Consider the following 25,924-nt stretch of genomic DNA (forward strand, 5'->3'; position numbering starts at 1 on the left):
CGCGTCATGCAGCGCGCGGCCAAGATGATGATGGTCGATCACGTAGTAGCGCAGGTCCGGTCCGTACACGACCGGGATCATGTGGCTGCCGAGCAGATCGGATTGCTTCTTCTTGCCATGTTCGCGCCAGCGCTTGCGCTTCTCCTTGACCTCGCGCATGCCGACCGTCATCTGCGTCGGCCGCAGCGACAGGATCGGCACCGGATGCACTCTCGGCTCGCGCGCGTTGGTGGTCATGGTCGAATAGCCCCTCACATGGTTGCTGCTGGCAGCCCAGCCCGGGCGGATTATGCCATGGGGCCCGCGCCGGCAAAATGCGTTCGGCCCGTGCGCGGTGATCACAAGCCGCTGTTCACGGGACTAAGGGCCGCTCCGCGGCTGTTGCTGCAACGCACCCCGCTCCCTGACACGCGGATGACATCCGGTTCCGCGAACCGTTCACGGCATTTGCCTGCAAGATAGTGCGAGAGCGCAATGCACGTGTGCGTTGAGAAGATTTTCTGCAACGGCAATGTCACGTATGCTATCTAAAAATCGCTGCTTCGGAGTGATCCCCGCACCATGAAAACCCAGCGGCCCATAGCGTCGGACGACGAGCATCGCGTGCTCCAGTTCAGGCCGCGCACCACATCCACCCCGTCGGTCCGGCGGGGCGGCGGTACCGTGCAGCCGCTTCAGGCCACGCCCGAGCCGCTCGACCTGTCGCGCTACGAGCAGCCCCGCGCGCAGCCGGACGATTTCCGCCACCGCATGCTCGCCAACATCGCAGCCCTCGCCTTCACCATCGCGCTGACGGCGATCGGGATCTGGCTCGCCGTCAGCATCGCAGACCTGCGCCGGACCCAGGATTGCGTGCTGATGGGCCGGCGCGACTGCGTCAAGATCACGACGCCGCACATCTAGGCACACCCCCGCCCGGATGGCCCGGTTCGGAGCCCCGATAACAGGCATCCCCAGGCTGCCCCCGCGCCCGTCCGGCTCCATTGAACTCGGGGCGGCGCTCCGATATACGGGCTTTCGACCCGGCCAGAGGGGGGTTTGAGGGCGTCACTCGGGGCGCGATGCCCGCCCACCACGCCACTCTGGAACATCTGACAAATATCCGCAATATATCAAAGGCTTAGTGATGTCCTCCACATTCGATCAGGTCGCTACGATCATCGCTGAAACCTGCGACATCCCGCGCGACACGATCACGCCGGATAGCCACGCCATCGATGACCTCGGCATCGACAGCCTCGATTTCCTGGACATCGCGTTCGCGATCGACAAGCAGTTCGGCATCAAGCTGCCGCTGGAAAAGTGGACCCAGGAGGTCAACGACGGCAAGGCGACCACCGAGCAGTATTTCGTGCTGAAGAACCTGTGCGCCCGCATCGACGAACTGGTCGCGGCCAAGGGCGCGAGCGCGTAGTCGCGCGGTCATGCAACTCGAATACTTCCACATGATCGATCGCATCGTCGACCTCAACGTCGACGAGAAGAAGATCGTCGTCGAGGCACGGGTCCCGAACGAGAGCACCATCTTCGAGGGGCACTTCCCGGGCTATCCGCTGATGCCCGGCGTGCTGCTGATCGAATCAATGGCGCAGGCTTCGGGCTGGCTGCTGCTCGGCGCGCTGAAATTCGAGCGCATGCCGATTCTCGCCGCCGTGAAGGAGGCCAAGGTGCGCGGCTCGGTGTTCCCCGGCGACCTCATGAGCATCGAGGCGAGCCTCGCCCATGAGGGCTCGGGCTACGCCATGACCGAAGCCAAGATCAGGGTCGGCGGCAAGCTGCGTGCGAATTCGACGCTCACTTTCACGCTGATCCCCTTCCCCAATGCGGACATGCGCGGATACATGGCGAAAGTCGCCGAGCGCGTCGGCTTTCCGCAACAGGCCGTATCGCCATGACTGAAACTGCTTCGAAGCCCGGCCAGACGGAAGTCTGGATCACCGGCATTGGCCTTGCCACCTCGCTCGGCGAGGGGCTGGACGCCAACTGGGCCGCGCTCCAGGAGAGGCGCATCAATGTCGACGAGAAGGGCTTTGCGCCCTGCGTCGTGCATCCGCTGATGCCTGTTACCTTCGACAGCCAGATCCCGAAGAAGGGCGACCAGCGCCAGATGGAAGCGTGGCAGCGCATCGGCACCTATGCCGCGGGGCTGGCGCTGGATTCCGCCGGGATCAAGGGCAACAAGGACATTCTGTCGAAGATCGACATGGTGGTTGCCGCCGGCGGCGGCGAGCGCGATCTCAATGTCGACAGCGGCGTGCTCACGGCCGAGGCCAAGGGGGCGAACGCCCCCGGCTTCCTCAACGAGCGGCTGATGAGCGATTTGCGCCCCACCCTGTTCCTGGCCCAGCTCTCCAACCTGCTCGCCGGCAACATCGCCATCGTGCACGGCTTAGGGGGCACCTCGCGCACCTTCATGGGCGAAGAGGTCGCGGGCGCGGATGCCGCGCGGATCGCGCTGGCGCGGATCGCTTCGGGCGAGAGCGACATTGCGCTGGTCGGCGGCTCGCACAATGGCGAGCGCAAGGACCTCTTGGTCCTCTACGAATTCGGCGACTTCAATCTGAAGGACAAGTTCGCCCCGGTCTGGGCCCGCAAGGACCACGCCGGCTTCGCGCTCGGCTCGGCCGGCGCGTTCCTGGTGCTGGAGTCCAGGGCTCACGCCGAAGCGCGCGGTGCAAAGCCGTTCGCGAAGCTGTCGAGCGTCGTCGCCGATCTTGCCAGGCGCAAGCAGCCCGGCGACACGGCCGCGACGCTGGAGAAGCTGTGGGCCAAGCTGCCCAGGCGCGAGGGCAAGGGCGCGATCATCACCGGCGCGACCGGTGCGGAGCCGGCCACGTCCGAAGAGCGCGGCTTCCTGAAGAGCCATTCCGACTTTCCCGTGCGTTCAACCGGCACCATGTTCGGCCACACCATGGAGACGCAATTCCCGCTCGGCTTGGCGCTCGCCGCCCTGTCGATCTCGCGCGGCGCCCTGTTCCCGCCGAACGATTCCACCGGGACCGAGATTGAAATGCAGGGAGCGCCCACCCAGATTGTCGTGGTGGGAGCCGGACACTGGCGCGGCGAAGGCATGGCGCTGGTCGAGGCTGTTTAGCTAGCTCTATCGGGGGATCGACATGACTGCACCACGCGACAAACTCGGGCGTCCCGTCGTCGTCGTCACCGGCATGGGCATCATGACCTCGCTCGGCGCCGGGAAGGCCGACAATTGGTCAAAACTGGTCGCCGGCGAATCCGGTATCCGCACCATCACGCGCTTTCCAGTCGACGGGCTGAGGACCACCATGGCCGGCACCGTCGATTTCGTCAGTGCCGACCCCTTCTCTTCCACCGCCCTCTCCGAGCGGATGGCGGAGATCGTCACGGAGGAAGCCCTGGACCAGGCCGGAATTAGCGCCAAGGGCGATTTCCCGGGCCCCCTCTTCCTCGCCGTTGCTCCGGTCGAGGTCGAGTGGCCGCAGCGCCGCGAGCTCGGCCGCGACGTCGGCAAGACTGACATCAACTACGACGATTTGCTGCGCATCTCCGGCGGCGGCAAATACAGCGCCTATCACCACCGCTTCATGTTCGGCTCGGTGGCCGCCTACCTCGCCGAGACCTTCGGCACCAAGGGCTCGCCGATCTCACTGTCGACGGCCTGCGCCTCGGGCGCGACCTCGATCCAGCTCGGCGTCGAGGCGATCCGCCGCGGCGAGACCGACGCCGCGCTGTGCGTGGCGACCGACGGCACGGTGAACCCGGAAGCGCTGGTGCGCTTCTCGCTGCTCTCGGCGCTGTCGACCCAGAACGATCCGCCGCAGGCGGCCTCCCGCCCCTTCTCCAAGAACCGCGACGGTTTTGTCATGGCCGAAGGCGCCGGCGCCCTGGTGCTCGAAAGCTATGAAGCCGCAACCGCCCGCGGCGCCAAGATCCTCGGCGTGATCGCCGGCTGCGGCGAGCTCACCGATTCCTTCCATCGCACCCGCTCGTCTCCCGATGGCAAGCCGATCATCGGCTGCATGAACAAGACACTGGCCGATGCCGGCATGACGCCGGACCAGATCGACCACATCAACGCGCACGGCACCGCGACGCCCGAAAACGATAAGATGGAATTCAACACGACGTCAGCCGTGTTCGGCGAGCTCGCGCAGAAGATTCCGGTCACCTCCAACAAGTCGATGGTCGGCCACACCATCTCGGCGGCCGGCGCGGTCGAGGCGATCTTCTCGCTGCTCACGCTGGAGCATCAGCGCATTCCGCCGACGATCAACTACGAGAATCCGGATCCCACGATCCTGTTCGACGTCGTCGGCAACACGGCGCGCGACGCCCGCGTCACCGCGGTGATGTCGAACTCGTTCGGCTTCGGCGGCCAGAACGCCTCACTGATCCTGACCCGCGAACCGGCCTGACCGGACGCATGGCGAAGTTACCTGCGAGCATCAAGGCCCGCACGCGGGAGGCTGCCAAATCGATCGGTGGAAGCCTGATCGGGGCCGCCACCGTCGCCATGCTGCGCACCACGCGCTATTTCGATCCGGTCAAGACCTCGGACTTTTTCGCGCGCGCCGTGAAGCTGATCGGCCCGCGCCTGCGCGAGCATCGCATCGGCCGCGCCAACCTCACCGCCGCTTTTCCGGAGAAGTCGCCGGAAGAAATCGAAACCATCCTGATGGGCGTCTGGGACAATCTCGGCCGCGTCGGCGCCGAATTCGCCCATATGGACCAAGTCTGGGATTACGACCGCGATCATCCGGAGAAGAGCCGGATCGAATTGCCCGAGCGCGGCATCGAGCTGTTCGACCAGATCCGCGACGACGGCAAGCCCGCGCTGATCTTCGCTGCGCATCTGGCCAACTGGGAATTGCCGGCGCTCGCCGCCGTCGCGCATGGGCTGGACACCGCGATCCTCTATCGCCGGCCGAACATCGCCTCCGCCGACCGCATTATCCAGGAGATGCGCCAGGTCAACATGGGCACGCTGATCCCTGCGGGTCGCGACGCGCCGCTGCGGCTCGCACAGGCGCTGAAGGACGGCAAGCACGTCGCCATGCTGATCGACCAGTATCTGACCGGCGGCGTCGAGGTCACCTTCTTCGGCCGCAAGACCCGCGCCAATCCGATGCTGGCGCGCCTCTTGCGCCAAGTCGAATGCCCGATCCACGGCGTCCGCATCATCCGCCTGCCCGGCAACCGTTTCCGCGGCGAGCTGACCGAGGAGATCAAGCCGGTGCGCGATGCCGACGGCAAGATCGACATCCAGGGCACGACCCAGGCGATCACGAGCGTGGTGGAGAGCTGGGTGCGCGAGCATCCGGAGCAGTGGCTCTGGCTGCACCGCAGGTGGCGGTAGTTACGCCGTCATTGCGAGGAGCGAAGCGACGAAGCAATCCAGAGTCTCACCGCGGAGAGATTCTGGATTGCTTCGCTTCGCTCGCAATGACGGCCGCGGCCCCTCACCGCCCCGTCTTCACCTTGGTCCAGAGCCGGTTGATCACCCGCTGCGTCGCCGGCTCGCGCGCCGTGATGACGAACAGCTTTGCGAGCGTCGCCTCGTCCGGATAGATGTTCTTGTCGCCTAGAATCTTCGGATCGACCAGCTTCTGGCTGGCGAGATTGCCGTTGGCGTAGGACAGGAAGTCCGAGTTCTTGGCGGCGACGTCGGGACGGTAGAGATAGTTGATCAGTTCGTAGGCTTCCTTGACGTTCTTGGCGTCCRCGGGGATCGCGAGATTGTCGAAGAACATCTGCGCGCCCTCCTTCGGGATGGCGTAGCCGATCTCGATGCCGCCTTTGGCCTCAGCCGCGCGGGCGCGGGCCTGCATGATGTCGCCGGACCAGCCGACCACGAAGCAGATCTCGCCGGTGGCGAGCGCGCTGAGGTATTCGGAGGAGTGGAACTTGCGCACCGAAGGGCGAACTTTCGCCACCACATCGGCGGCCTTCTCGAGGTCAGCCTGCTTGGTCGAGTTCGGATCGAGCCCGAGATAGTTCAGCGCCGCCGGGAAGATGTCGTCGGCGGAGTCGAGCATGTGCACGCCGCAGTCTTTGAACTTGGCGAGGTTCTCCGGCTTGAAGACGATGTCCCAGCTGTCGATCTTCGCGACCGCGCCCAGGATCTGCTTCACCTTGGCGACGTTGTAGCCGATTCCGGTCGTGCCCCACATGTAGTTGGCGGCGTAGACATTGCCGGGATCGTAGATGGCGAGACGCTGCGTCACCACCGGCCAGRCATTGGCCAAGTTCGGCAGCTTCGACGTGTCGAGCTTCTGGAAGATGTTGGCCTTGATCTGGCGCTGGAGGAAATAGGCGGTCGGCACCACGACGTCGTAGCCGGACTTGCCGGCCATCAGGCGCGTCTCCAGCGTCTCGTTGGCGTCGAAGGTGTCGTAGACGACCTTGATGCCGGTCTCCTTGGTGAAGGCCTCAAGGACGTCTGGCGCCATGTAGTTGGACCAGTTGTAGAAGTTGACGACGCGCTCCTCCGCGGCCGCATGTTGTGAGAGGAACGTCAGCGCTGCGGCGATCGCGAGACCAAGGCCAAAGCGAGGGCGGCGGACGTTCATCATCATCTACCTCTTCCGGCGCACCGCATCCGACAGCCGCTCCAATGCGGTGTCGAGGGTCTGGTCCTTCTTGGCAAAGCAGAAGCGGACCACCGAGGTCACGGGGTCCTGCTCGTAGAAGGCCGAGACCGGGATCGCCGCGACCTTGTAGTCCTTCACGATCCGCCAGCAGAACTCGGTGTCGCTCTCGTTGAGCCCGAGCGGCGACAGGTCGACGGTGAGGAAGTAGGTGCCCTGCGACTTCAGCACGGGGAAGCCGAGGCTTTCGAGGCCCTTGGTCAGGCGGTCCCTGCTCCGCGTCAGATCCTTGCGCATGGACAGGAAGTAGTCGTCGGACTTGCCGAGACCGTAGGCCACGGCGGCCTGGAGGTTCGGCGCGGTGGTGAAGGTCAGGAACTGGTGCACCTTGGCCGCGACGCGCAGCAGCGGCGGCGCGGCGCAGACGAAGCCGATCTTCCACCCCGTCAGCGAGAAGATCTTGCCGGCCGAGCCGACCTTGATGGTGCGCTCGCGCATGCCGGGGATGGTGATCAGCGGGATGTGCTTGTGCTCGTCGAAGGTGACGTGCTCCCAGACCTCGTCGCAGATCGCGATGACATCGAACTCCTGGCAATAGCGCGCCAAGAGCTCGAGGTCCTCGCGCGGATAGACCACCGCGGACGGATTCAGGGGATTGTTGAACAGAACCGCCTTGGTCTTTGAATTGAAGACGCTTTTCAGCATGTCCTCATTCAGCCGCCAGTGCGGCGGCTCGAGCCGCACCAGGCGCGGGATGCCGCCGGCCTGGCGGATGATCGGCAAATAGGAATCATAGACCGGCTGGAAGCAGACCACCTCGTCGCCGGGCTGCACCACCGCGAGGATGGCCGAGGTCAGCGCCTCGGTGCCGCCGGAGGTCACCATCACCTCGCTCATCGGATCGAGCTTGAGGCCATGCCAGTGGCCGTAATGGGTCGCGATCGCCTGGCGCAGCTCCGGCAGGCCCATCATTGACGGGTACTGGTTGTAGCCGTTGAGCGAGGCGTCGGCCGCGGCGCGGCGGATGTCCTCAGGCCCGGGATCGTCGGGAAAGCCCTGGCCGAGATTGATGGCGGCATTGTCGCGCGCGGCCTGCGACATCGCCTCGAAGATGGTGACGGGAAGGTCGGCGAAGACCTTGTTCAGGGAGGAACTCTTGGTCGTCATCGCGAGGTCAGCCACCGACCTTGCTGGGAAGACCCGCCGCTTTCCACCCCAACATGCCGCCGGCCAGATGCTTGTCGTAGGGAAGGCCGGCCGCCTGCGCCGCGAGCGAGGCCGTCACCGAGCGTTTTCCCGAGCGGCAGGCGAACACGACCTGCTTTCCTTGCGGATCCGGGATCGCCTTGGGATCGAAGGTCGAGAGCGGAACCACGACGCCGTAGGGATAGGCTTCGGCTTCGACCTCGTTCGGCTCGCGGACGTCGACGAGCAGATAGCGCCCTTCCTCGACACCCTTGGAGACCTCGTCCGGGGTCAGATCCTGTACCTGGTTTGCCACATCATCCTCCAACGTCCGCGCCTTGAGCCGGGGCGATCCCGACGGGGCGCAACCTCGCCTCTCGGCAGGCGAAAATCAAGCGCTACAAAGGCTTGAGCCGCGCGGCGCAAGTTAAAGCTAAATCGCAGCGACTTGAAGCGCAGCTTTCGGGATGCCTGAAACTCCTRCTTCGCATCCCACCACGCGCTCGGTGTCATTCCCCGCGAAAGCGGGGAATCCAGTACGCCGCGTCCTATCGATTCAACCACAACTGTCTCGGAGTACTGGATCGCCTGGTCAAGCCGGGCGATGACAGCGGTGGCGCTAAATCGTCACCTGCGTTCCGACCTCGACCACGCGGCCGCTCGGGATCTGGAAATAGTCGGTAGCGTCGTTGGCGGAACGGCTGAGCGAGATGAACAGGCGGTCCTGCCAGCGCGGCATGCCGGAATGAGCGGCGGGTTTCAACGCCCGGCGCGACAGGAAGAATGAGGTCGACATGATGTCGAACTGCCAGCCGAGCTTGCGGGCGATCGCCAGCGCCTTCGGCACGTTGGGCGATTCCATGAAGCCGAACTTGAGCGTCACCTTGGAGAAGGTCGGGCTGATCTGCTCCAGCTTGACGCGCTCGGCCGGATCGATCCGCGGGGTCTGCGCGGTCTCGATGGTGAGAATGACATTCTTCTCGTGCAGCACCTTGTAGTGTTTCAGACTATGCATCAGCGCCGTCGGCGCGCTGAGCGGATCCGAGGTCAGGAACACGGCGGTGCCGGGCACGCGCTGCGGCGGCCGCTTCTCCAGCATCGCCACGAGGTCGGCGAGCGGGAACTCGAGCTTGCGCGACTTCTCGAACAGCAGCCGGCTGCCGCGCCGCCACGTGTACATCAGCATGATCATCAGCGCGCCGAGCGCGAGCGGCACCCAGCCGCCCTCGACCACCTTGAGCAGGTTCGCGGACAGGAAGGTCAGGTCGAGGAACAGGAACGGGACGATCAGGGCGGCGGCGGTGAGCGGCGACCATTTCCAGACCTTCCAGACCACGACAAAGCCCATCATCGCCGTGACCACCATGGTCCCGGTGACGGAGATTCCGTAGGCCGAGGCGAGCGCGCTGGAGGAGCGGAACAGCAGCACCAGGAGCACCACCGCGACCAGCAGCAGCTGGTTGATGCGGGGGATGAAGATCTGGCCGGAATGGGCTTCAGACGTATGGCGAATTTCAAACCGCGGCAGCAGCCCGAGCTGAATCGCCTGGCGCGTCAGCGAATAGGCGCCGGTGATGACGGCCTGGCTCGCGATCACGGTCGCCATGGTGGCCAGCACGACCATGCTGCCGCGAACAAAACCTTGCGGGAAGAGCTGGAAGAACGGGCTCACGATCGCGCCGGGGTCGCTGAGCACGAGCGCCCCCTGCCCCAGATAGTTCAGCGCCAGCGACGGCAGCACGATGAACAGCCAGGCGACCTGGATCGGTTTCTTGCCGAAATGGCCGAGGTCGGCATAGAGCGCCTCGGCGCCGGTGACGGCCAGGAACACCGCGCCCAGCGTCACGAAGCCGATGATGCCGTGGTGAAGCATGAACGACACCGCGTAGAGCGGGTTCAGCGCGAACAGCACCTGCGGCTGCTCGATGATCGGATGGATCGCCGCGGCCGCGATCACCGCGAACCAGACGCACATGATGGGGCCGAAGAACGCCGCCACCCGGGCGGTGCCGCGCGACTGCACGGCGAACAGGCAGACCAGGATCACCACGGTGAGCGGCACGATGTAAGGCTCGAAATGCAGCGTGACGTCCTTCATGCCCTCGATCGCCGACAGCACCGAGAGCGCCGGCGTGATCACGGCGTCGCCGTAGAACAGGGCGCCGGAGATGATGCCGAGCAGGACGATGGTCGCCCCGCCGGTGCCGACCGCGCGCTGGGCCAGCGCCATCAGCGCCAGCGTACCGCCCTCGCCATTGTTGTCGGCGCGCAGCAGGATCACGACGTATTTGAGCGTCACCACGACGATGAGCGCCCACAGGATCAGCGAGAGCACGCCGAGCACGGCCGCCGGCGTCGGCACCCCCTCCGCGCCCGAGGCCGCCATGACGGCTTCGCGGAACGCGTAGAGCGGGCTGGTGCCGATATCGCCATAGACGACGCCGATGCTGCCGAGCGTCAGCGCGCCGAAACGGGCGGTGGTGTGGGCCTCGCCATGCCCATTGGCCGCCGTCGTTTCCGGGGCGGAAATCGCTACGTCACTTGTCATGGGAGAGCCTGAAGGCCTCTAAAAATGCTTCACTGCACAACGGCGGAAGAGCGCGCGGCTTATAGTCCTGCGCTGCCGGCATAGCCTAGCCCGTTTCTGGGCCATCGCCATGCGAAATTCGCATGGGTCCGCCCATCGCGTTCAAATAATGACCTGCGTGCCAACTTCAACCACCCTTCCGGTCGGAATCTGGAAATAGTCGGTGGCGTCGTTGGCGGACCGGCTCAGCGCGATGAACAGGTGGTCCTGCCACAGCGGCATGCCCGACTGCGCCGACGCCTTCAGCGACCGCCGCGACACGAAGAACGACGTCGACATGATGTCGAACTGCCAGCCCTGCTTGCGCGCGATCGCGAGCGCCTTGGGGACGTTCGGCTGCTCCATGTAGCCGAAGCGCAGGCGGACCTTGAAGAACTTGTCGCTGATCTTCTCCATCCGGAAACGCTCCGACAGATCAACCCGCGGCGTATGCGCGGTCTCGATGGTCAGGATCACATTGTGCTCGTGCAGCACCTTGTTGTGCTTGAGATTGTGCAGCAGCGCGGTCGGCACGAATGACGGATCGCTGGTGAGGAATACGGCCGTGCCCTTGACGATGTGCGGCGGCCGCTTCTCCAGGCTCCGGATCAGATCGTCGAGCGGCACCTCGATCCGGCGCGTCTTCTGGATCAGAATGCCGGTCCCCTTGCGCCAGGTCCAGATCGTCCCTGCCATGGCCGCGCCGAACAGCAGCGGCACCCAGGCGCCTTCGAGCAGCTTCAACAGATTGGCGCTGAAGAAGGTCATGTCGACCACGACGAAGGGCATGATCACCGCCGCAGCCGTCGCGGCGCGCCAGTTCCACAATTTCCAGATCACGATGAAGCCCATGATGCCGTCGGCGACCATGGTGGTGGAGACCGCGATGCCGTAGGCCGAGGCAAGGTTGCTGGGAGTGCGGAACAACAGCACAAGCAGCATCACACCGATCAGGAGCAGCCGGTTCACGCGCGGCAGATAGATCTGRCCGGCGTGGGTCTCGGAGGTGTAGCGCACCTCGAAGCGCGGCAGGAGGCCGAGCTGCACCGCCTGATAGACCAGCGAATAGGCGCCGGTGATCACCGCCTGGCTCGCGATCACGGTCGCCGCGGTCGCCAGTCCGACCAGCGGCAGCACCAGATATTCGGGCACCATGCGGTAGAAGGAGTGCTCGATCGCGCTGGGATCGGACAGCACCAGCGCGCCCTGCCCGAAATAATTGATCAGGAGCGAGGGCAGCACGAAGAACATCCACGCCGACTGGATCGGCTTGCGGCCGAAATGGCCGAGATCGGCATAGAGCGCCTCGCCGCCGGTCACCGCCAGGAATACGGCGCCCAGCGTCACCAGGCCGATCGTGCCGTGCGACAGCAGGAATTGCACCGCGTAATAGGGATTGATCGCAGCCAGCACCGTCGGGTCGTCGGCGATGTGAACGATGCCCATCAGCGCGATGCAGGTGAACCAGACCACCATCACCGGCCCGAACGCGGAAGCCACCAGCGCGGTGCCCTTGCTCTGGACCGCGAACAGCAGCGCCAGGATGAGGACGGTGAGCGGCACGACGTAGTGCTCGAAGGCGGGCGTGGCGAGCTTCAGGCCTTCGACCGCCGACAGCACCGAAATCGCCGGCGTGATCATGGAATCGCCGATAAACATGGAGGCGCCGACCACGCCGAGCGCCATCAGGAACCAGCTTCGCCGCCCGAGCGCGCGCTGGCCGAGCGCCATCAGGGAGAGCGTGCCGCCCTCCCCGTTATTGTCGGCGCGCAGCAGCAGCAGAACGTATTTGGCGGTGACGACGATGAACAGCGCCCACAGGATCAGCGAGAGCACGCCGAGCACCATGACCCGCGACACCGGCTCGCCATGGGCCGCGCCCCTGACCGCCTCGTGAAACGCATAGAGCGGCGAGGTCCCGATGTCGCCGAAAACGACGCCAATGCTCCCGAGCGTGAGGGACCAAAAACCGGAAGTGACCGGCCCGTCCTGGGTCTCGGTCGATGTGATGCTCGCCGTCATGTGGGTGGAAAACGCTTCGTCCCTGGAATTGATCCGGCGCCTTTTGACGCTTCCGGCGCGCCTGTCAATCGGCACCCCACCATAGCAGGCGCCGCGGCAGATGCTGTGACGGCGTGGCCACGTTCGTCGCCCTCGCGACGACATGCCTCAGGTAAAATGGTAACGCAAGTGCCCTAGGGCTTCAGATTCGGCGGCAGCGGCGGATCTTCGCGCATCAGGGTGATGGTCACACGCCGGTTGGCGGCGAGCGAGGGATCGTCCGGAAACAGCGGCTGGGTGTCCGCCTTGCCGGCGACGGCGAAGATGTGCGACGGCGGCAGGCCCTCGCGCTCGAGGATCTGGCGCACGGCATTGGCGCGGTCGGCGGACAGATCGAAGGCGCCGTAATCGCTGCGGGTCGGCACGAAGCCGGCCGCGGTGTGGCCGGCGATGGAGACGCGCAGCGGCGTCGCCTTGAGTGGGATCGCGAGCTTCTCGATCAGGCGGCGGGTGCGGTCGTAGGGCACCTTGGAGCCGTCGGCAAACATCGAGCGGCCGTCCTGGTCGACGATCTCGAGGTTGAGGCCCTGCTTGGTCTCCTCGAACATGATGTGCTTGGACATCTCGGTCAGTTCCGGCATGTCCTGCAAGGCCTGGCGCAGCGAGGCGGCCGCGAGCGCGAAATTGCGGTCGACCTTGATCTTCGCGCCCGAGGTGCGGTCGCGATCCTCCTGGTCCGGGGTCGGCGTGTTGGAGGCGTCTTCGGGCTGGATGTGGTCGACGTTCTTCAGCCGCGGCCGCGTCGGCAGGCCGTCGGACTCGACGATGCCGGCGTAGCGGGCTTCGCTCTGCACGCCGAAGGCGTCGCGCATCGAGCCTGCGACGATCTTCAGCTTGTTGGCGTCCTGCGTCGAGAACGCGACGAGCATCACGAAGAAGCTCATCATCAGGCCCATCAGGTCGGCGAAGGTCACGAACCAGCCGTGACCGCCTCCGTGCGCATCGCCGCGTTTCTTCTTGGCCATGACCTAGATCCCGGTGCGCGCGATCAGGCCGGCACCGGCTCGCCCTCGGCGTGGCGATGCTTCTCCGGCAGGTAGGCCAGCAGCATTTCGCGCACCAGCGTCGGGCTCTTGGAGTCGCGGATCATCAGGATGCCGTCGATGATCAGCGTGCGGTTGGTTTCCTCGTCGAGCAGCTTGCCGTGCAGCTTGTCGGCGATCGGCAGACAGAACAGGTTCGCCACAAGCGCGCCGTAGAGGGTGGCGAGCAGCGCGGTCGCCATGAACGGGCCGAGCTTGGAGGGGTCGGTCATGTTGGCGAACATCTGCACCATGCCGATCAGCGTGCCGATCATGCCGAAGGCCGGGGCGCAGTCGCCGATGGCGCGGTAGATCTTGCTGCCCTCGTCCAGGTGCATGAGGAAGTTGTCGCGGTCGCGCTCGAGATTGTCGCGGATGAAATCGAGGTCGTAGCCGTCGGCGACGTAGCGGATGCCCTTGGCGAGGAAGGGCTCGTCGGTCTCGACCTTTTCCAGGCCGACCGGGCCCTGCTTGCGGGCGATCTCGGCGATGCGGGCGAGCTCGTCGACGAGGTCGTGCGCCGACAGCCGGCTCATGGTGAAGGCGAACTTGGCGCCGAGCGGAAGGCCGTGCATGAGCGCGCTGAGCGGAAAGCGGATCATGGTAGCGGAGATCGAGCCGCCGAAGATGATGATCATCGCATGTTCGGAGATGAACATGTGGAGGTCGCCACCCATGAAGATCATTGCCGTAATGACGATGATGCCCGCAATGAGCCCAACGCTCGTCATGATATCCATGGGAGACTCCAACGCGAACGCAACAACGGCCATCCTGGCCGGTGGCGCAGTCCAACCCCGAACCGCATCGAAAACCCTAGTGGGCCGCGATTAAAGACGCGTAAAGGTTAAGTTGAGCCGGTGCGCCAGGCCGGCGCAGCGCGCCGAAAGTCCGCAGGACTTGCCGGCTGCCGGTGCGAATCTCAACGTTTTGCTAACCATAACGGGCGCGCTAGGACAGGCCCGTCAACTCCAGGCTGAGCGCACGCAGGCGCCTGCGCGCGTCGGCATCATAGGCCTGCGGATTGGCGCGCGCCTCGTTCATGCCGTTGAAGAACAGGCCGCTTCGGCCCGCGACGTCGTCGCCCTCGACCAGGTGCAGGATCGCCGCGCCGCCCTGCTCCACTGTCGAGATCGGCGCGATGCCGCCGGCACGCACCATCGTCGTGTTCATGTAGGTCGCCGGATGCAGGGAGTTCACGGTGATGGCGGCGCCCTTGAGCTCTTCAGCCAAATCGACCGTGAACATGATCTGCGCGAGCTTGCTCTGCGCATAGGCGCGCGATCCGCTGTAGCCCTTCGTGATCATGACATCTTCGAAATCGATCGGATGCTGGCCGAGCGAAGCGACGTTGACGATGCGCGACGGCGCCGCGGTTTTCAGCAGCGGCAACAACAGATGAGCGAGCAGAAAGCCGGAGAGATAGTTCACGGCAAAGCGCAGTTCGTGACCGTCGCCGCTGACCTGCCGTTGCGGACCGTCGTTCTGCGAACCGATGCCGGCGTTGCTGATGAAGACGTCGAGACGCCGGTGATCGCGCTTCACGGCCTCGGCGAGCGCACGCGTAGCTGCCATCGACGACAGGTCGGCCTGGTAAAAAGTCGGCGCGGCGTGGCCGGCCTGCACGATTTCGTCGATCAGCGTCTTGGCGCGCGCTTCGTCGCGGCCATGGATCAGGACCGTTGCACCGTCTTCGGCCAGCCGGCGAGCGACGTAGCGGCCGACGCCGTCGGTCGAGCCGGTGATCAGGACCGTCTTGTCATTCATCTTCATCGTACGCCCTCCGACTGCGGCCCAGCGCCACATCCGCGACGAGGGATCATGCAGTATTCTGTGGCCCTGCGGCACGCTCATGGCAGGAGCCAACGCAATGTTGACGCTGTTCAGTCTTCTCACCGCGCTTCCCGCGGTGCTGGCGCTCCACCTGCTCGAACCCGAGCTTGTCCTGCCGGTGTTCAGCGCCCTGCTCTTTGTCGAGGCCGCCTTCGCCGTCATCCTGGCGCGTCTGCTTCACGTCCCGGACGATGTGGAAGGCATTACCCTGTGGGATCTTGCCGGAGGCTTCACCCTGATCGGATGCGCCGCCGCAATGTTCGGCGAGCCGGATCAGGCCGCCCTGTTTCTGACGGAACAAGGCGACCCACGGCCGGCGTCGCGGCCGTAGATCGTGCAGTCGCGCCGTCAGTGAATCTCTGCCGAGCGTTTCAGCGCGGCCTTCAGCTTCTCCAGCGAGAAGTCGGGGCTGCGGGCGATCTCCGGGATCGGCGTCTCGCGGCGGCCGCAGAGCTCGGCGCCTTCGGACAGCTTTACGGCCACGTCGAGCGGGATCACGACTGCACCTGGCCGGTGAGATCGTCGGACTTCACGGACCTCGCGTACCGCAACCTTTGCTTGAGTTTGAACGACGACAAGGTAAAATCTCTCACTCGAACGTGATCGCCTTGCGAGCTGATCGGCAACCAAGGATGCCCGCGTCCCGGGCCGGACCTTGAACCTTCTCTCGCCGGCTCGGACCTATCGAATGCGGCGGCACACGTTCCGTCACACCAACCAGACTGGCTTCAAAGGAGCTGCAAATGGTCGAAAAGACGTCCGAGGCAAATCCGGCACATCAAGAGACTATCAAACCCAGCGATCCCGCACAGGCGAAGGCCCCGGTCGCAGCGCTGAATGAGGTGCTGCCGGATGATCAACTCGACACGGTTTCGGGCGGTGCGTGGCCGCTTACCATCTCGAAGTATAACACTGGCGCCGGCGGCTAGTCGCCTTCAACCCAGGAATGCCATGCTCAATGCCGGCCAGACGAGGCCGGCATCTCCGCTGACGCCATTCCCTGATGCCCAAGCGGCCAGCGTGAAGCTGGCATTGGTTCTCCGCCAAGCGGATCCTGCCCGCTCGGCTTGATGATCGCTTTTTGCCGGACCGGACCGGCGGGAGGTCAGCCATGGCCTCGCCATCAGGGCACAGCGGAATTCATCCCTGCCCTGATTGCGGCAGCGTGCGAGCCTCCTCTCCCCTGGCTTAGTGAATCTCCGCCGAGCGCTTCAGCGCGGCCTTCAGCTTCTCCAGCGAGAAGTCGGGGCTACGCGCAATCTCGAGGATCGGCGTCTCGCGGCGGCCGCAGAGCTCGGCGGCCTCGGGCAGTTTTGCGGCGATGTTCAGCGGGATCACGATGGCGCCGTGCTGGTCGGCATGGATAAGATCGTCGGACTTCACGGTCATGCCGGCGACGCGCACCTCGCCGCCAAAACTCTCGGCATGCACCCAGGCATGCGACGGGCCGATCGAACCGGCGAGCGCCTGGAAGCCCGGGGCCCATTGCGGGATGTCGCGGATCGAGCCGTCGGTGATGACGCCGAGGCAGCCGAGCGCCTTGTGGACATTGCTCTGCACCTCGCCCCAGAACGCGCCATAGCCGACGTCGGGGCCGTCGATGTCCTGGATCACCGAGATGCGCGGACCATGGCCGGTGCCGACATATTCGTAATAGTCGATGCGGCGCCTGGACTGCTCTTCCGGTGCAAGCGAGGATTTCAGCACCGAGCGGATCGCGACCGTGCGGGCATAGCCGACGATCGGCGGCAGGTCGGGGAACGGGCAGACCAGCTGCTTGGTGGTGTAGCCGATCAGCCGGCGCTCGGGCGCCACGATCTCCATGGCGTTGCAGATCGTCGGGGTGTCATAGCGGCCCAGCGCTTCGAGGACGGAAGCGGGCAGCGGCCCGGTCGCGGTATCAGTCACGGCGTTCTCTCCCAGATTGGCGGCTGATTGACGCGATGCCGCCGACACAGGGCGATATAGCCGAGATCGGGCCTCGACCCAACTCAGCAAGCTCTCATGGCAGATATCCGCAGGTTGCGCTCAGTGCAGCCGTCCGGGCCGGTCGTCTTGCGGCGGCTCCGACAGGTTCGCCAATGTCGGCGCCGAAGGCGGCGACGGGACTTCGCCGCCGGTAGGCGCAGCGGCTTCCATCGCCCGCGCCTGGTCGCGATAGGATTTGTAGCCGAGCGGCAAAGCGAGCAGATACAGCACCGTGCCGATCGACAGCACGTGCCAGGGATAGGCGATCAGGATAGCGATGAAGACGATCACCGCGACGAACGCCGGCAGCACCAGCTCGGGCGCCACGCGCATGCGCTTGGTCTTGCCGGAGAACACCGGCAGGCGCGACACCATCAGGAAGGCGATCAGCAGCGTATAGGCCGCCGTCACCGCTGCGGGCAGCCGACCGAGATCGAGAAACGCGACGTAGATCGGCAGCAGCACCGTGATGGCGCCGGCCGGCGCCGGCACGCCGGTGAAGAAATTGGCGGCGAAGGCCGGCTTGTTGGGATCGTCCATGGTGGCGTTGAAGCGCGCGAGCCTTAAGCCCCCGGAGATCGCGAACACCATGGCGGCGATCCAGCCGGCATTGCCGAGCTCGTGCAACTGCCAGAAATACAGCATCAGCCCGGGCGCGACGCCGAAATTGACGAAGTCGGCGAGGCTGTCGAGCTCGGCGCCGAACTTGGACTGGCCCTTGATCATGCGTGCGATGCGGCCGTCTATGCCGTCGAGCGCGGCTGCGAACACGATGGCGTAGACGGCGAGCGACATCCGCCCCTCGATCGACAGCCGGATCGACGTCAGGCCGGCGCAGATCGCCAGCAGCGTAATGACGTTGGGCACCAGCATGCGCACCGGGATCGGGCGGAACCGCCGGCGGCGCACGTCGGGATCTTTGAAGTCATAGGGCGTCATGTGGCTCGTCCTCACCTTAAGGCGAGATATAGCAAGCCGCTTTCCCCTCCGCCATCGCGGCGGAAGGCCCGTTATACCGACTTAATGGTTAATTGGCGCGATAGGCGCGGTTCGGGTCATCCTCGGCAAGGTCGGCCAGGATCGTCTCGCCGGCAATCGCGGTCTGCCCTTCCGAGACCAGCGCCTTGGTGCCGACGGGCAGATAGACGTCGAGCCGCGAGCCGAACCGGATCAGGCCAAACCGCTCGCCGGCGCCGACCGTCTGCCCTTCCTTGACGAAGCAGACGATGCGCTTGGCAACCAGGCCCGCGATCTGGATCACGCCGATCCGTGCCGTGGGCGTCGAGATCACCAGCGAATTGCGCTCATTGTCCTCGCTCGCCTTGTCGAGCTCGGCATTGATGAAGAGGCCGGGACGGTAGGCGATGCGGTCCACCCTGCCCGCCACCGGGCTGCGGTTCACGTGACAGTTGAACACGCTCATGAAGACCGAGATGCGCGGCAGCGGCCGGTCGCCGAGCCCGAGCTCGGCCGGCGGCAGCGCCATGGTGATCATCGACACGCGCCCGTCGGCCGGCGACACCACGAGCCCCTCGCGCACCGGCGTCACCCTGACGGGGTCGCGGAAGAACAGCGCGCACCACACGGTGAGGATGGTGCCGATCCACCCGAGCGGCGACCACAGCCAGAACAGGACGAGGCTTGCCAGCGCAAAGCCGCCGATGAAGGGATAGCCCTCCTTGTGGATCGGCGGGATCTGGCGCTGGATCGAATCGAGAATGGACATCGCTATCTGCCGCTCAGGGGTTGATGGCGCGGGTCGTCTCGCGCGGTGGAGTTGTTTAGGCCAGAGTTGGGACCGGAGACAAGGTCACTCCGCGGCCGCGGGCGTCGTGAGGACGTCCTTGACCGGCGGCGGCTCCCGGTTGGGCGCCTCGCTGCTGTCGGCGATCCTGGCCAGCTTCTCGCGCGCGGCCTCCGCCTCGCGCTGCCTGTTCCACATGCTGGCATAGAGACCGCCCTGCGCGAGCAGGCTGGCGTGGGTGCCGCGCTCGGCGATGCGGCCCTGGTCCAGCACGATGATCTCATCGGCGCCGACGATGGTCGAGAGCCGGTGCGCGATCACGAGCGAGGTGCGGTTTTTCGCCACGCGGTCGAGCGCGCCCTGGATCTCGTGCTCGGTGTGGGTGTCGAGCGCGGAGGTGGCCTCGTCCAGCACCAGGATCGGCGGCGCCTTCAGCACGGTGCGCGCGATCGCGACGCGCTGCTTCTCGCCGCCGGACAATTTCAGGCCGCGCTCGCCGACCTGGGTCTCGTAACCCTTGGGCGCCATGCGGATGAAATTATCGATCTGCGCCAGCCGCGCCGCCTGCTCCACGTCCGCGTCGCTCGCGTCCCAGCGGCCGTAGCGGATGTTGTAGCGGATGGTGTCGTTGAACAGCACGGTGTCCTGCGGCACCATGCCGATCGAGGCGCGCAAGCTGGCCTGCGTGACCTCGCGGATGTCCTGGCCGTCGATCAGGATCCTTCCGCCGGAGATGTCGTAAAGGCGGAACAGAAGCCGCGAGATGGTCGACTTGCCGGCGCCGGAGGGACCGACGATCGCGACCGTCTTGCCGGCCGGGACCTCGAAGCTGATACCCTTGAGGATCGGGCGCGCCGGCTCATAGGCGAAGCGCACGTCCTCGAAACGCACGATGCCGGCGGAAACGACCAGCGGCTTCGCATCGGCCACGTCCTTGATCTCGGCCTCGCGTCCCAGCACGTTGAACATCTTCTCGATGTCGATGATCGCCTGCTTGATCTCGCGATAGACCATGCCCATGAAATTCAGCGGCTGGTAGAGCTGGATCATCATGGCGTTGACCAGCACGAAATCGCCGACCGTGTTGGTGCCGTTGCGCACGCCGATCGCGCACATCAGCATGGTCGCGGTCAGCCCGAACGTGAAGATCACGGCCTGTCCGGTGTTGAGCACGGCGAGCGACGTATAGGAGTGGACGCTTGACTCCTCGTAGCGCGCGACCGAGCGGTCGTAACGCTGCGCCTCGCGCGCCTCGGCGCTGAAATATTTGACGGTTTCGTAGTTGAGCAGCGAGTCGATCGCCTTGGTGTTCGCCTCGGTATCGGACTCGTTCATCCTGCGGCGGATGCCGATCCGCCACTCGGTCGCGATGTAGGTGTAGTACATGTAGACCGCCACCGTGATCAGCGTCGCCAGCACGTAGCGCCAGTCGAACTGCCAGAGCAGCACGGCCATCAAGAGCGAGACCTCGACGATGGTCGGGATCAGCTGGAGGATCACCATGCGCACGATCACCTCGATGCCCTCGCGGCCGCGCTCGAGCACGCGTGTCAGGCCGCCGGTCTTGCGCTCCAGGTGGAAGCGCAGCGAGAGCTCGTGCATGTGGATGAAGGTGATGGTGGCGAGCTTGCGCACCGCGTGCATGGCCACGCGCGCGAAGATGCCGTCGCGCCATTGCGTCAGCACCGCCATCACGATGCGCATCACACCGTAGCTCGCGGTCAGCAGCAGGGGCGAGGCGATCACCCAGAGGTGCCAGTTGTCGGGCAGCACCGGCGCGGTATTGGCGCCGGTCAGCGCGTCGGTCGCCCATTTGAAGCTGAACGGAACCGTCAGCGTGATCAGCTTGGCGGCGAGCAGCAGCACCATCGACCAGACCACGCGCATTTTCAGGTCGAAACGGTCGCCCGGCCAGATATAGGGCCACAGATGCGCCAGCGTGCCCATCAAGGTGGCCCGCTCCAGCGGTCCACCGGCTGGCTCGGGCACGTCGGGGCCGTCGAACGAATGAGGTTGATCCATCAAGAAGCCTGAAGGCCCGCCGGATGCGGGCCGCGTTGCGATTAACGATTTTCGCTTGTCATATAGAAGCTTCCGGGGGCGAACGCACCCCGCCAGATGGCGAATCCTCGATTGTTTGTCGCCATTTACCGGTAGATTTCCGGGTGCTCCGAATCACCGATTGGACTTGACGCCCCTTCGCTGCAATGCATCATGGCACCAATGAGCACGATCAAAACCGTCTGTGTCTATTGCGGCTCCGGTCCCGGAACCAATCCCAACTTCACCGAAGGCGCCAAGGCGTTCGGCAAGGCGCTCGCCGAGAGCAACATCCGCCTGGTCTATGGCGGGGGTTCGCTCGGCCTGATGGGCGCGGTCGCGACCTCCGTGCTCGATCACGGCGGCACCGTCACCGGCATCATCCCCGACTTCCTGCGGATGCGCGAGAACGCGCTGACCCGCGTGCAGGAGATGATCGTCACCCCCGACATGCACGAGCGCAAGCGGCTGATGTTCGAACGCTCCGACGCCTTCGTGGCGCTGCCGGGCGGCGTCGGCACGCTCGAAGAGCTGGTCGAGCAGATGACCTGGAAGCAGCTCGGCCGTCACGCCAAGCCGGTGCTGCTCGCCAATATCGACAATTTCTGGGAGCCGCTGTTCTCGCTGCTGTCGCATATGCGCCAGACCGAGTTCATCCGTGCCGGGCTTTCGATCGACATCCTCAAGGCCGATCGCGTCGAGGACATTTTGCCGAAGCTGAAGGCGGCCGCGGCCCAGATCGGCGAAGCCGAGAAGAACCTGGCGCCGGAAGTCGCGCGCAAGCTCTAGCGCCCTACTCCGACGGAAACGTCACGGCCTCGATCCGGTTGCCGTCGGGATCGACGACGAAGGCCGCGTAATAGCGTACGCGGTCGTGCGGGCGGATGCCCGGCGCGCCGTCGGATGCGCCGCCGGCCGCAAGGGCTGCGGCATGAAACGCATCGACCTCGCTTGTCGTCTTCGCCCGCAGGCAGATGTGCACGCCGCTCTCCGGCGGCACCCGCTGCATGCCCTCGCGCAGATTGATCCAGAATTCGGGATAGGCCTTGCCGAAGCCGACCGTCCGCGGCCGCGTGACGAGCCGCGCGAGCCCGAGGGCTGTGAGCGCGGCTTCGTAGAATGCGGCAGAGCGATCAAGGTCGCTGACGCCGACGGAGATGTGGTCGATCATTGGTCTCGCTCCCCCTCCTCGCTCCCGTAGCCCGGATGAGCGAAGCGAYATCCGGGGAAAGCTATCTCCGCAGCGTACACTGCCCCGGATATCGCTTCGCTCATCCGGGCTACATCTTTGCCCTACGCCGGCGCCCCCGACTTCACGAGCTTGTAGATCACCGAATCCATCAGCGCCTGGAACGAGGCGTCGATGATGTTCGGGGACACGCCGACCGTGGTCCAGCTGTCGCCGTTCTCGTCCTCGCTCTCGATCAGCACGCGCGTGACCGCGCCGGTGCCGCCGTTGAGGATACGCACGCGGTAATCGATCAGCTTCAGGCCCTCGATGTATTTCTGGTACTTGCCGAGATCCTTGCGAAGCGCGACGTCGAGCGCGTTGACGGGACCATTGCCTTCGGCCGCCGAGATCAAATGCTCGCCGGCGACGTCGACCTTGACCACGGCAAGCGCGACGGTGACGCGCTCACCGATCGCGTTGTAGCGCTGCTCGACATTGACGTCGAACTGCTCGACCTCGAAATATTGCGGCACCTTGCCGAGCGTGCGGCGCGCCAACAGATCGAACGAGGCGTTGGCGGATTCATAGGCGTAGCCCGCCGCCTCGCGCTCCTTCAATTCCTCGACCAGCCGCGTCAGCTTCGGATCGCTCTTCTCGTAGGCGATGCCGGCGCGGTCGAGCTCGGCGATGACGTTGGAGCGGCCGGCCTGATCGGACACCAGCACCTTGCGGTGGTTGCCGACCAGCTCCGGCAACACATGCTCATAGGTCTGCGGATCCTTCAGCACGGCGGAGGCATGGATGCCGGTCTTGGTCACGAAGGCGCTCTCGCCGACATAGGCGGCATGCCGGTTCGGGATGCGGTTGAGCATGTCGTCGAGCGTGCGCGAGACCTTGACGAGGGTCGCGAGCTTCTCCGGCGTGACGCTGATCTCGAAGGCGTCGGCGAATTCCTGCTTCAGCTTCAAGGTCGGGATCAGCGAGCACAGATTGGCGTTGCCGCAGCGCTCGCCAAGGCCGTTCAGCGTGCCCTGGATCTGCCGCGCGCCGGCGCGCACCGCGGCGAGCGAATTCGCCACCGCCTGCTCGGTGTCGTTATGGGCGTGGATGCCGACGTGATCGCCGGGAATGTGCTTCGTCACCTCGGTGACGATGCCTTCGACCTCGTTCGGCATGGTGCCGCCATTGGTGTCGCACAGCACCACCCAGCGCGCGCCGGCCTCATAGGCGGCTTTCGCGCAGGCCAGCGCGAAGCCCGAATCTTCCTTGTAGCCGTCGAAGAAGTGCTCGCAGTCGAGCATCACCTCGCGGCCGGCGGCCTTCGCGGCCGCGACGCTGTCGCGGATCGAGGCGAGGTTTTCTTCCCTGGTCGTCTCCAGCGCGACGCGCACCTGATAGGCCGACGACTTCGCAACGAAGCAGATCGCGTCGGCTTTTGCTTCCAGAAGCCCGGCCACGCCGGGATCGTTGGAGACCGAGCGCCCCGCCCGCCGCGTCATGCCGAAGGCCGTGAAGCGGGCATGATTGAGCTGCGGCCTGGTGCCGAAGAACTCCGTGTCGGTCGGATTGGCGCCGGGATAGCCGCCCTCGACATAGTCGATGCCGAGTTCGTCCAGCATCGCGGCGATGATTTGCTTGTCGGTCAGCGTGAAATCGACGCCATTGGTCTGCGCCCCGTCGCGCAGCGTGGTGTCGAACAGATAAAGACGCTCCTTGCTCATTGCGGTGCTCCGGGCGTCTTCTGCATGGTGGTGTTGGCGAGCCACTCGCCGTTGACGGTGACGGTGTTGCGCTGCTTGGGCGAGTAGCCGCGCTTGGCGAAGAAGCCCTGCGCGGTGTCGCTGGCATCGACCGTCAGGCTGGTCGCGCCGCGGCCGCCGGCGAGCTTTTCCAGCGCGTCGACCAGCATCGTCGCAACGCCCTGCCCGACCACGGCCGGATGCACATACAGCATGCGGATGTGGTCGTTGCCGCGGAGCGACGCGAATCCGACCGGCGACCCATCCAGCGTCGCGATCAGCGTCAGGTCGGCAGCGAGGTCGCGGCCGAACGCCTCGTCGTCCGCCGCCGCCATCCAGGCGTCCTGCTGCGCCTCGCTATAGTCGTCGCCGGTCAGCTCCTCGATGCTGGCGGCGAAGATCGCGGCGAGGATCGGCACGTCGTCCGGCAGGAACGGCCGCAACGCCGGCTTTGGGAACGCCTGTGCCATCACGCGAGCTCCCAGGTCGTCACCGGCTTGCCGTCGGCATCCTTGCCGTCCTTGAGCACGACGCCCTTGGCGACGAGCTCGTCACGGATGCGATCGGACTCCTTGAAATCCTTTCGCGCACGCGCGGCAGCGCGCTCCGCGATCAGGCGTTCGACGTCCTTGGCATCGATACCGCTCGCCTGCTGCTTGCGCCCTTCCCACTGCGCGGCGCTCTCGGAGAGGAAGCCGAGCAGCCGCAACGATCCCGCCAGGGCGCCCACATTGCTGCTACGCAGGCCGTGCAGCGCCGCGATCGCCAGAGGCGTGTTGAGGTCGTCGAGCAGCGGCTCGACCACGGATGCATCGGGCTTGTCGGACTCGACGTCGGCAGCAACGCGATACCAGTCATCGAGCGTCTTGGCGCTCTCCTCCAGCGACTTCATGGTCCAGTCGATCGGCGAGCGGTAATGCGTCTTCAGCATGTTCAGACGCAGCACCTCGCCCGGCCAGTCCGCGAGCAATTCGTGGATGGTGACGAAGTTGCCAAGGCTCTTCGACATCTTCTCGCCTTCGACCTCCAAGAAGCCGTTATGCATCCAGTAGTTCGCCATGCGCTCCTGGTGGAAGGCGCAGCAGGTCTGCGCCACCTCGTTCTCGTGATGCGGAAACACGAGATCGATGCCGCCGCCATGGATGTCGAAATGCTCGCCGAGATGCTTCCAGGCCATGGCCGAGCACTCGACGTGCCAGCCCGGGCGGCCGGGCGCGGCGATGCCGGCCGGCGACGGCCATGACGGCTCGCCCGGCTTCGACGGCTTCCACAGCACGAAGTCGGTCGCGTCGCGCTTGTACGGCGCGACGTCGATGCGGGCGCCGGCGATCATCTCGTCCAGCGAACGTTTCGACAGCGCGCCATAGCGCGGCAGGGCGGAATTGGCCGCGTTCATCGCCTGCGGCGAGAACAGCACGTGGTCCTCGGCGACATAGGCGAAGCCGCCTTTGACGAGCCTTTCGATGATCTCGCGCATCTCGCCGATATGCTCGGTCGCGCGCGGCTCGACGCTCGGCCGGAGCGCACCGAGCGCGTCGACGTCGGCATGAAACTGCTTGCCGGTCTGCTCGGTGACCTTGCGGATCGCCTCGTTCAGCGGCAGGCCGGGGAAATCACGCGCGGCGCGGTCGTTGATCTTGTCGTCGACGTCGGTGATGTTGCGGACATACTTGACGTGCGCCTCGCCGTAGAGATGGCGCAGCAGCCGAAACAGCACGTCGAACACGATCACCGGCCGCGCATTGCCGATATGGGCGAAGTCGTAGACGGTCGGTCCGCAGACATACATGCGGACGTTCTTCGCATCGAGCGGCACGAAGGTGCGCTTGTCCCGGCTCAGCGTATCGTAAAGACGCAATTGCATATGGATACCCATCGGCTGTTGGCCGGGCGTCCAGTGCTCTCAATGGTTTTGAGAAAAGACGGCTCCAGCCAGCGAATCGCTAGCTCGTAATCTCGCGGCAAATGGCGCAAATGGCGAGGAGACCGTTCATGCGGCGACATATGGGCTATGAGGCGGCCCCGCGTC

General features: G+C 65.2%; 26 protein-coding genes and 1 pseudogene. 9 read left to right on the top strand and 18 right to left on the bottom strand.

The window, feature by feature from the left end; all coding sequences use genetic code 11:
• On the bottom strand, nt 1-237 hold a 237-nt coding region (locus ACXJL8_RS02775), incomplete at its 3' end, for a ParB-like protein (RefSeq protein ID WP_456684611.1).
• A 324-nt stretch (nt 238-561) separates the two neighbouring features.
• Here ACXJL8_RS02775 and ACXJL8_RS02780 point away from each other — a divergent pair.
• From ACXJL8_RS02780 to ACXJL8_RS02805, 6 genes are all read left to right on the top strand, one after another.
• Nucleotides 562-903 (top strand): hypothetical protein, encoded by a 342-nt coding sequence (locus tag ACXJL8_RS02780; protein ID WP_456623018.1) that lies wholly within the window; start codon nt 562-564, stop codon nt 901-903.
• 223 nt (nt 904-1,126) lie between these two features.
• Nucleotides 1,127-1,414: an acyl carrier protein gene (locus ACXJL8_RS02785; RefSeq protein WP_007592476.1), complete on the top strand. Its 288-nt coding sequence runs from the start codon at nt 1,127-1,129 to the stop codon at nt 1,412-1,414.
• Nucleotides 1,415-1,424: 10 nt separating this feature from the next.
• Entirely contained in the window at nt 1,425-1,895 is a 471-nt protein-coding gene (locus tag ACXJL8_RS02790; RefSeq protein WP_456623019.1) for a 3-hydroxyacyl-ACP dehydratase FabZ family protein, read from the top strand.
• A complete protein-coding gene (locus tag ACXJL8_RS02795; RefSeq protein ID WP_456623020.1) occupies nt 1,892-3,094 on the top strand; it encodes a beta-ketoacyl-ACP synthase in 1,203 nt (400 codons plus the stop codon). Before ACXJL8_RS02790 ends, ACXJL8_RS02795 begins: the two co-directional genes overlap by 4 nt.
• A gap of 22 nt (nt 3,095-3,116) precedes the next feature.
• A complete protein-coding gene (locus ACXJL8_RS02800) occupies nt 3,117-4,394 on the top strand; it encodes a beta-ketoacyl-ACP synthase (protein ID WP_456623021.1) in 1,278 nt (425 codons plus the stop codon).
• An 8-nt stretch (nt 4,395-4,402) separates the two neighbouring features.
• On the top strand, nt 4,403-5,335 hold the full coding sequence (locus tag ACXJL8_RS02805; protein WP_456623022.1) for a lipid A biosynthesis lauroyl acyltransferase: 933 nt from the start codon (nt 4,403-4,405) through the stop codon (nt 5,333-5,335).
• A 103-nt stretch (nt 5,336-5,438) separates the two neighbouring features.
• Here ACXJL8_RS02805 and ACXJL8_RS02810 read toward each other — a convergent pair whose 3' ends face one another.
• The 8 genes from ACXJL8_RS02810 to ACXJL8_RS02845 form a co-directional block, all read right to left on the bottom strand.
• Nucleotides 5,439-6,551: a polyamine ABC transporter substrate-binding protein gene (locus ACXJL8_RS02810; protein WP_456684615.1), complete on the bottom strand. Its 1,113-nt coding sequence runs from the start codon at nt 6,549-6,551 to the stop codon at nt 5,439-5,441.
• A 3-nt stretch (nt 6,552-6,554) separates the two neighbouring features.
• On the bottom strand, nt 6,555-7,733 hold the full coding sequence (locus ACXJL8_RS02815; RefSeq protein ID WP_456623023.1) for an aminotransferase: 1,179 nt from the start codon (nt 7,731-7,733) through the stop codon (nt 6,555-6,557).
• Between the two features lie 7 nt (nt 7,734-7,740).
• On the bottom strand, nt 7,741-8,067 hold the full coding sequence (locus ACXJL8_RS02820) for a rhodanese-like domain-containing protein (protein WP_166816950.1): 327 nt from the start codon (nt 8,065-8,067) through the stop codon (nt 7,741-7,743).
• A gap of 303 nt (nt 8,068-8,370) precedes the next feature.
• The gene (locus ACXJL8_RS02825) at nt 8,371-10,299 is read right to left on the bottom strand and encodes a potassium transporter Kup (RefSeq protein ID WP_456623024.1); all 1,929 of its coding nucleotides are present in this window, start codon (nt 10,297-10,299) and stop codon (nt 8,371-8,373) included.
• 141 nt (nt 10,300-10,440) lie between these two features.
• Nucleotides 10,441-12,339, bottom strand: a complete 1,899-nt coding sequence (locus ACXJL8_RS02830; RefSeq protein ID WP_456623025.1) for a potassium transporter Kup — start codon at nt 12,337-12,339, stop codon at nt 10,441-10,443.
• A gap of 173 nt (nt 12,340-12,512) precedes the next feature.
• The gene (locus ACXJL8_RS02835; RefSeq protein ID WP_014496126.1) at nt 12,513-13,343 is read right to left on the bottom strand and encodes an OmpA/MotB family protein; all 831 of its coding nucleotides are present in this window, start codon (nt 13,341-13,343) and stop codon (nt 12,513-12,515) included.
• 23 nt (nt 13,344-13,366) lie between these two features.
• A complete protein-coding gene (locus tag ACXJL8_RS02840; RefSeq protein ID WP_456623026.1) occupies nt 13,367-14,140 on the bottom strand; it encodes a motility protein A in 774 nt (257 codons plus the stop codon).
• A 211-nt stretch (nt 14,141-14,351) separates the two neighbouring features.
• Nucleotides 14,352-15,173, bottom strand: coding sequence for an SDR family NAD(P)-dependent oxidoreductase (locus ACXJL8_RS02845; protein ID WP_456623027.1), 822 nt, complete (start codon nt 15,171-15,173; stop codon nt 14,352-14,354).
• A 97-nt stretch (nt 15,174-15,270) separates the two neighbouring features.
• Here ACXJL8_RS02845 and ACXJL8_RS02850 point away from each other — a divergent pair, with 97 nt between their 5' ends.
• The gene (locus tag ACXJL8_RS02850; protein WP_456623028.1) at nt 15,271-15,564 is read left to right on the top strand and encodes a hypothetical protein; all 294 of its coding nucleotides are present in this window, start codon (nt 15,271-15,273) and stop codon (nt 15,562-15,564) included.
• Nucleotides 15,565-15,581: 17 nt separating this feature from the next.
• On the opposite strand, the gene ACXJL8_RS02855 is transcribed toward ACXJL8_RS02850, so the two are convergent.
• Nucleotides 15,582-15,731, bottom strand: a complete 150-nt coding sequence (locus ACXJL8_RS02855) for a hypothetical protein (protein ID WP_456623029.1) — start codon at nt 15,729-15,731, stop codon at nt 15,582-15,584.
• Nucleotides 15,732-15,976: 245 nt separating this feature from the next.
• Between ACXJL8_RS02855 and ACXJL8_RS02860 the strand changes: the two genes are divergently transcribed.
• On the top strand, nt 15,977-16,162 hold the full coding sequence (locus tag ACXJL8_RS02860) for a hypothetical protein (protein ID WP_456623030.1): 186 nt from the start codon (nt 15,977-15,979) through the stop codon (nt 16,160-16,162).
• A 259-nt stretch (nt 16,163-16,421) separates the two neighbouring features.
• Here the strand turns inward: ACXJL8_RS02860 and ACXJL8_RS02865 are convergent, their stop codons facing one another.
• The 4 genes and pseudogenes from ACXJL8_RS02865 to ACXJL8_RS02880 all read right to left on the bottom strand — a co-directional run bounded on the left by ACXJL8_RS02865 (nt 16,422) and on the right by ACXJL8_RS02880 (nt 20,967).
• Complete coding sequence (locus ACXJL8_RS02865; protein WP_456623031.1) at nt 16,422-17,141, bottom strand: RraA family protein; 720 nt, start codon at nt 17,139-17,141, stop codon at nt 16,422-16,424.
• A gap of 120 nt (nt 17,142-17,261) precedes the next feature.
• Nucleotides 17,262-18,140, bottom strand: coding sequence for a CDP-alcohol phosphatidyltransferase family protein (locus ACXJL8_RS02870; RefSeq protein ID WP_456623032.1), 879 nt, complete (start codon nt 18,138-18,140; stop codon nt 17,262-17,264).
• A gap of 88 nt (nt 18,141-18,228) precedes the next feature.
• Nucleotides 18,229-18,954, bottom strand: a pseudogene (locus tag ACXJL8_RS02875) (phosphatidylserine decarboxylase); the annotation flags it as partial.
• Between the two features lie 57 nt (nt 18,955-19,011).
• Nucleotides 19,012-20,967 carry an ABCB family ABC transporter ATP-binding protein/permease gene (locus ACXJL8_RS02880; protein ID WP_456623033.1) on the bottom strand — a complete coding sequence of 652 codons (1,956 nt, stop codon included), beginning with the start codon at nt 20,965-20,967 and terminating at the stop codon, nt 19,012-19,014.
• A 201-nt stretch (nt 20,968-21,168) separates the two neighbouring features.
• On the opposite strand from ACXJL8_RS02880, the gene ACXJL8_RS02885 reads away from it, so the two are divergent.
• Complete coding sequence (locus tag ACXJL8_RS02885; RefSeq protein ID WP_456623034.1) at nt 21,169-21,774, top strand: LOG family protein; 606 nt, start codon at nt 21,169-21,171, stop codon at nt 21,772-21,774.
• 4 nt (nt 21,775-21,778) lie between these two features.
• Here the strand turns inward: ACXJL8_RS02885 and ACXJL8_RS02890 are convergent, their stop codons facing one another.
• The 4 genes from ACXJL8_RS02890 to cysS all read right to left on the bottom strand — a co-directional run bounded on the left by ACXJL8_RS02890 (nt 21,779) and on the right by cysS (nt 25,759).
• Nucleotides 21,779-22,156, bottom strand: a complete 378-nt coding sequence (locus ACXJL8_RS02890) for a VOC family protein (RefSeq protein ID WP_456623035.1) — start codon at nt 22,154-22,156, stop codon at nt 21,779-21,781.
• A 122-nt stretch (nt 22,157-22,278) separates the two neighbouring features.
• The gene (cimA, locus tag ACXJL8_RS02895; protein ID WP_456623036.1) at nt 22,279-23,877 is read right to left on the bottom strand and encodes a citramalate synthase; all 1,599 of its coding nucleotides are present in this window, start codon (nt 23,875-23,877) and stop codon (nt 22,279-22,281) included.
• Entirely contained in the window at nt 23,874-24,365 is a 492-nt protein-coding gene (locus ACXJL8_RS02900; protein ID WP_456623037.1) for a GNAT family N-acetyltransferase, read from the bottom strand. The genes cimA and ACXJL8_RS02900 overlap by 4 nt, the downstream gene beginning before the upstream one ends.
• The gene (gene cysS, locus ACXJL8_RS02905) at nt 24,365-25,759 is read right to left on the bottom strand and encodes a cysteine--tRNA ligase (RefSeq protein ID WP_456623038.1); all 1,395 of its coding nucleotides are present in this window, start codon (nt 25,757-25,759) and stop codon (nt 24,365-24,367) included. The genes ACXJL8_RS02900 and cysS overlap by 1 nt, the downstream gene beginning before the upstream one ends.
• Nucleotides 25,760-25,924: the final 165 nt, after the last annotated feature.

Source organism: Bradyrhizobium sp. P5_C11_2 (assembly GCF_054049755.1).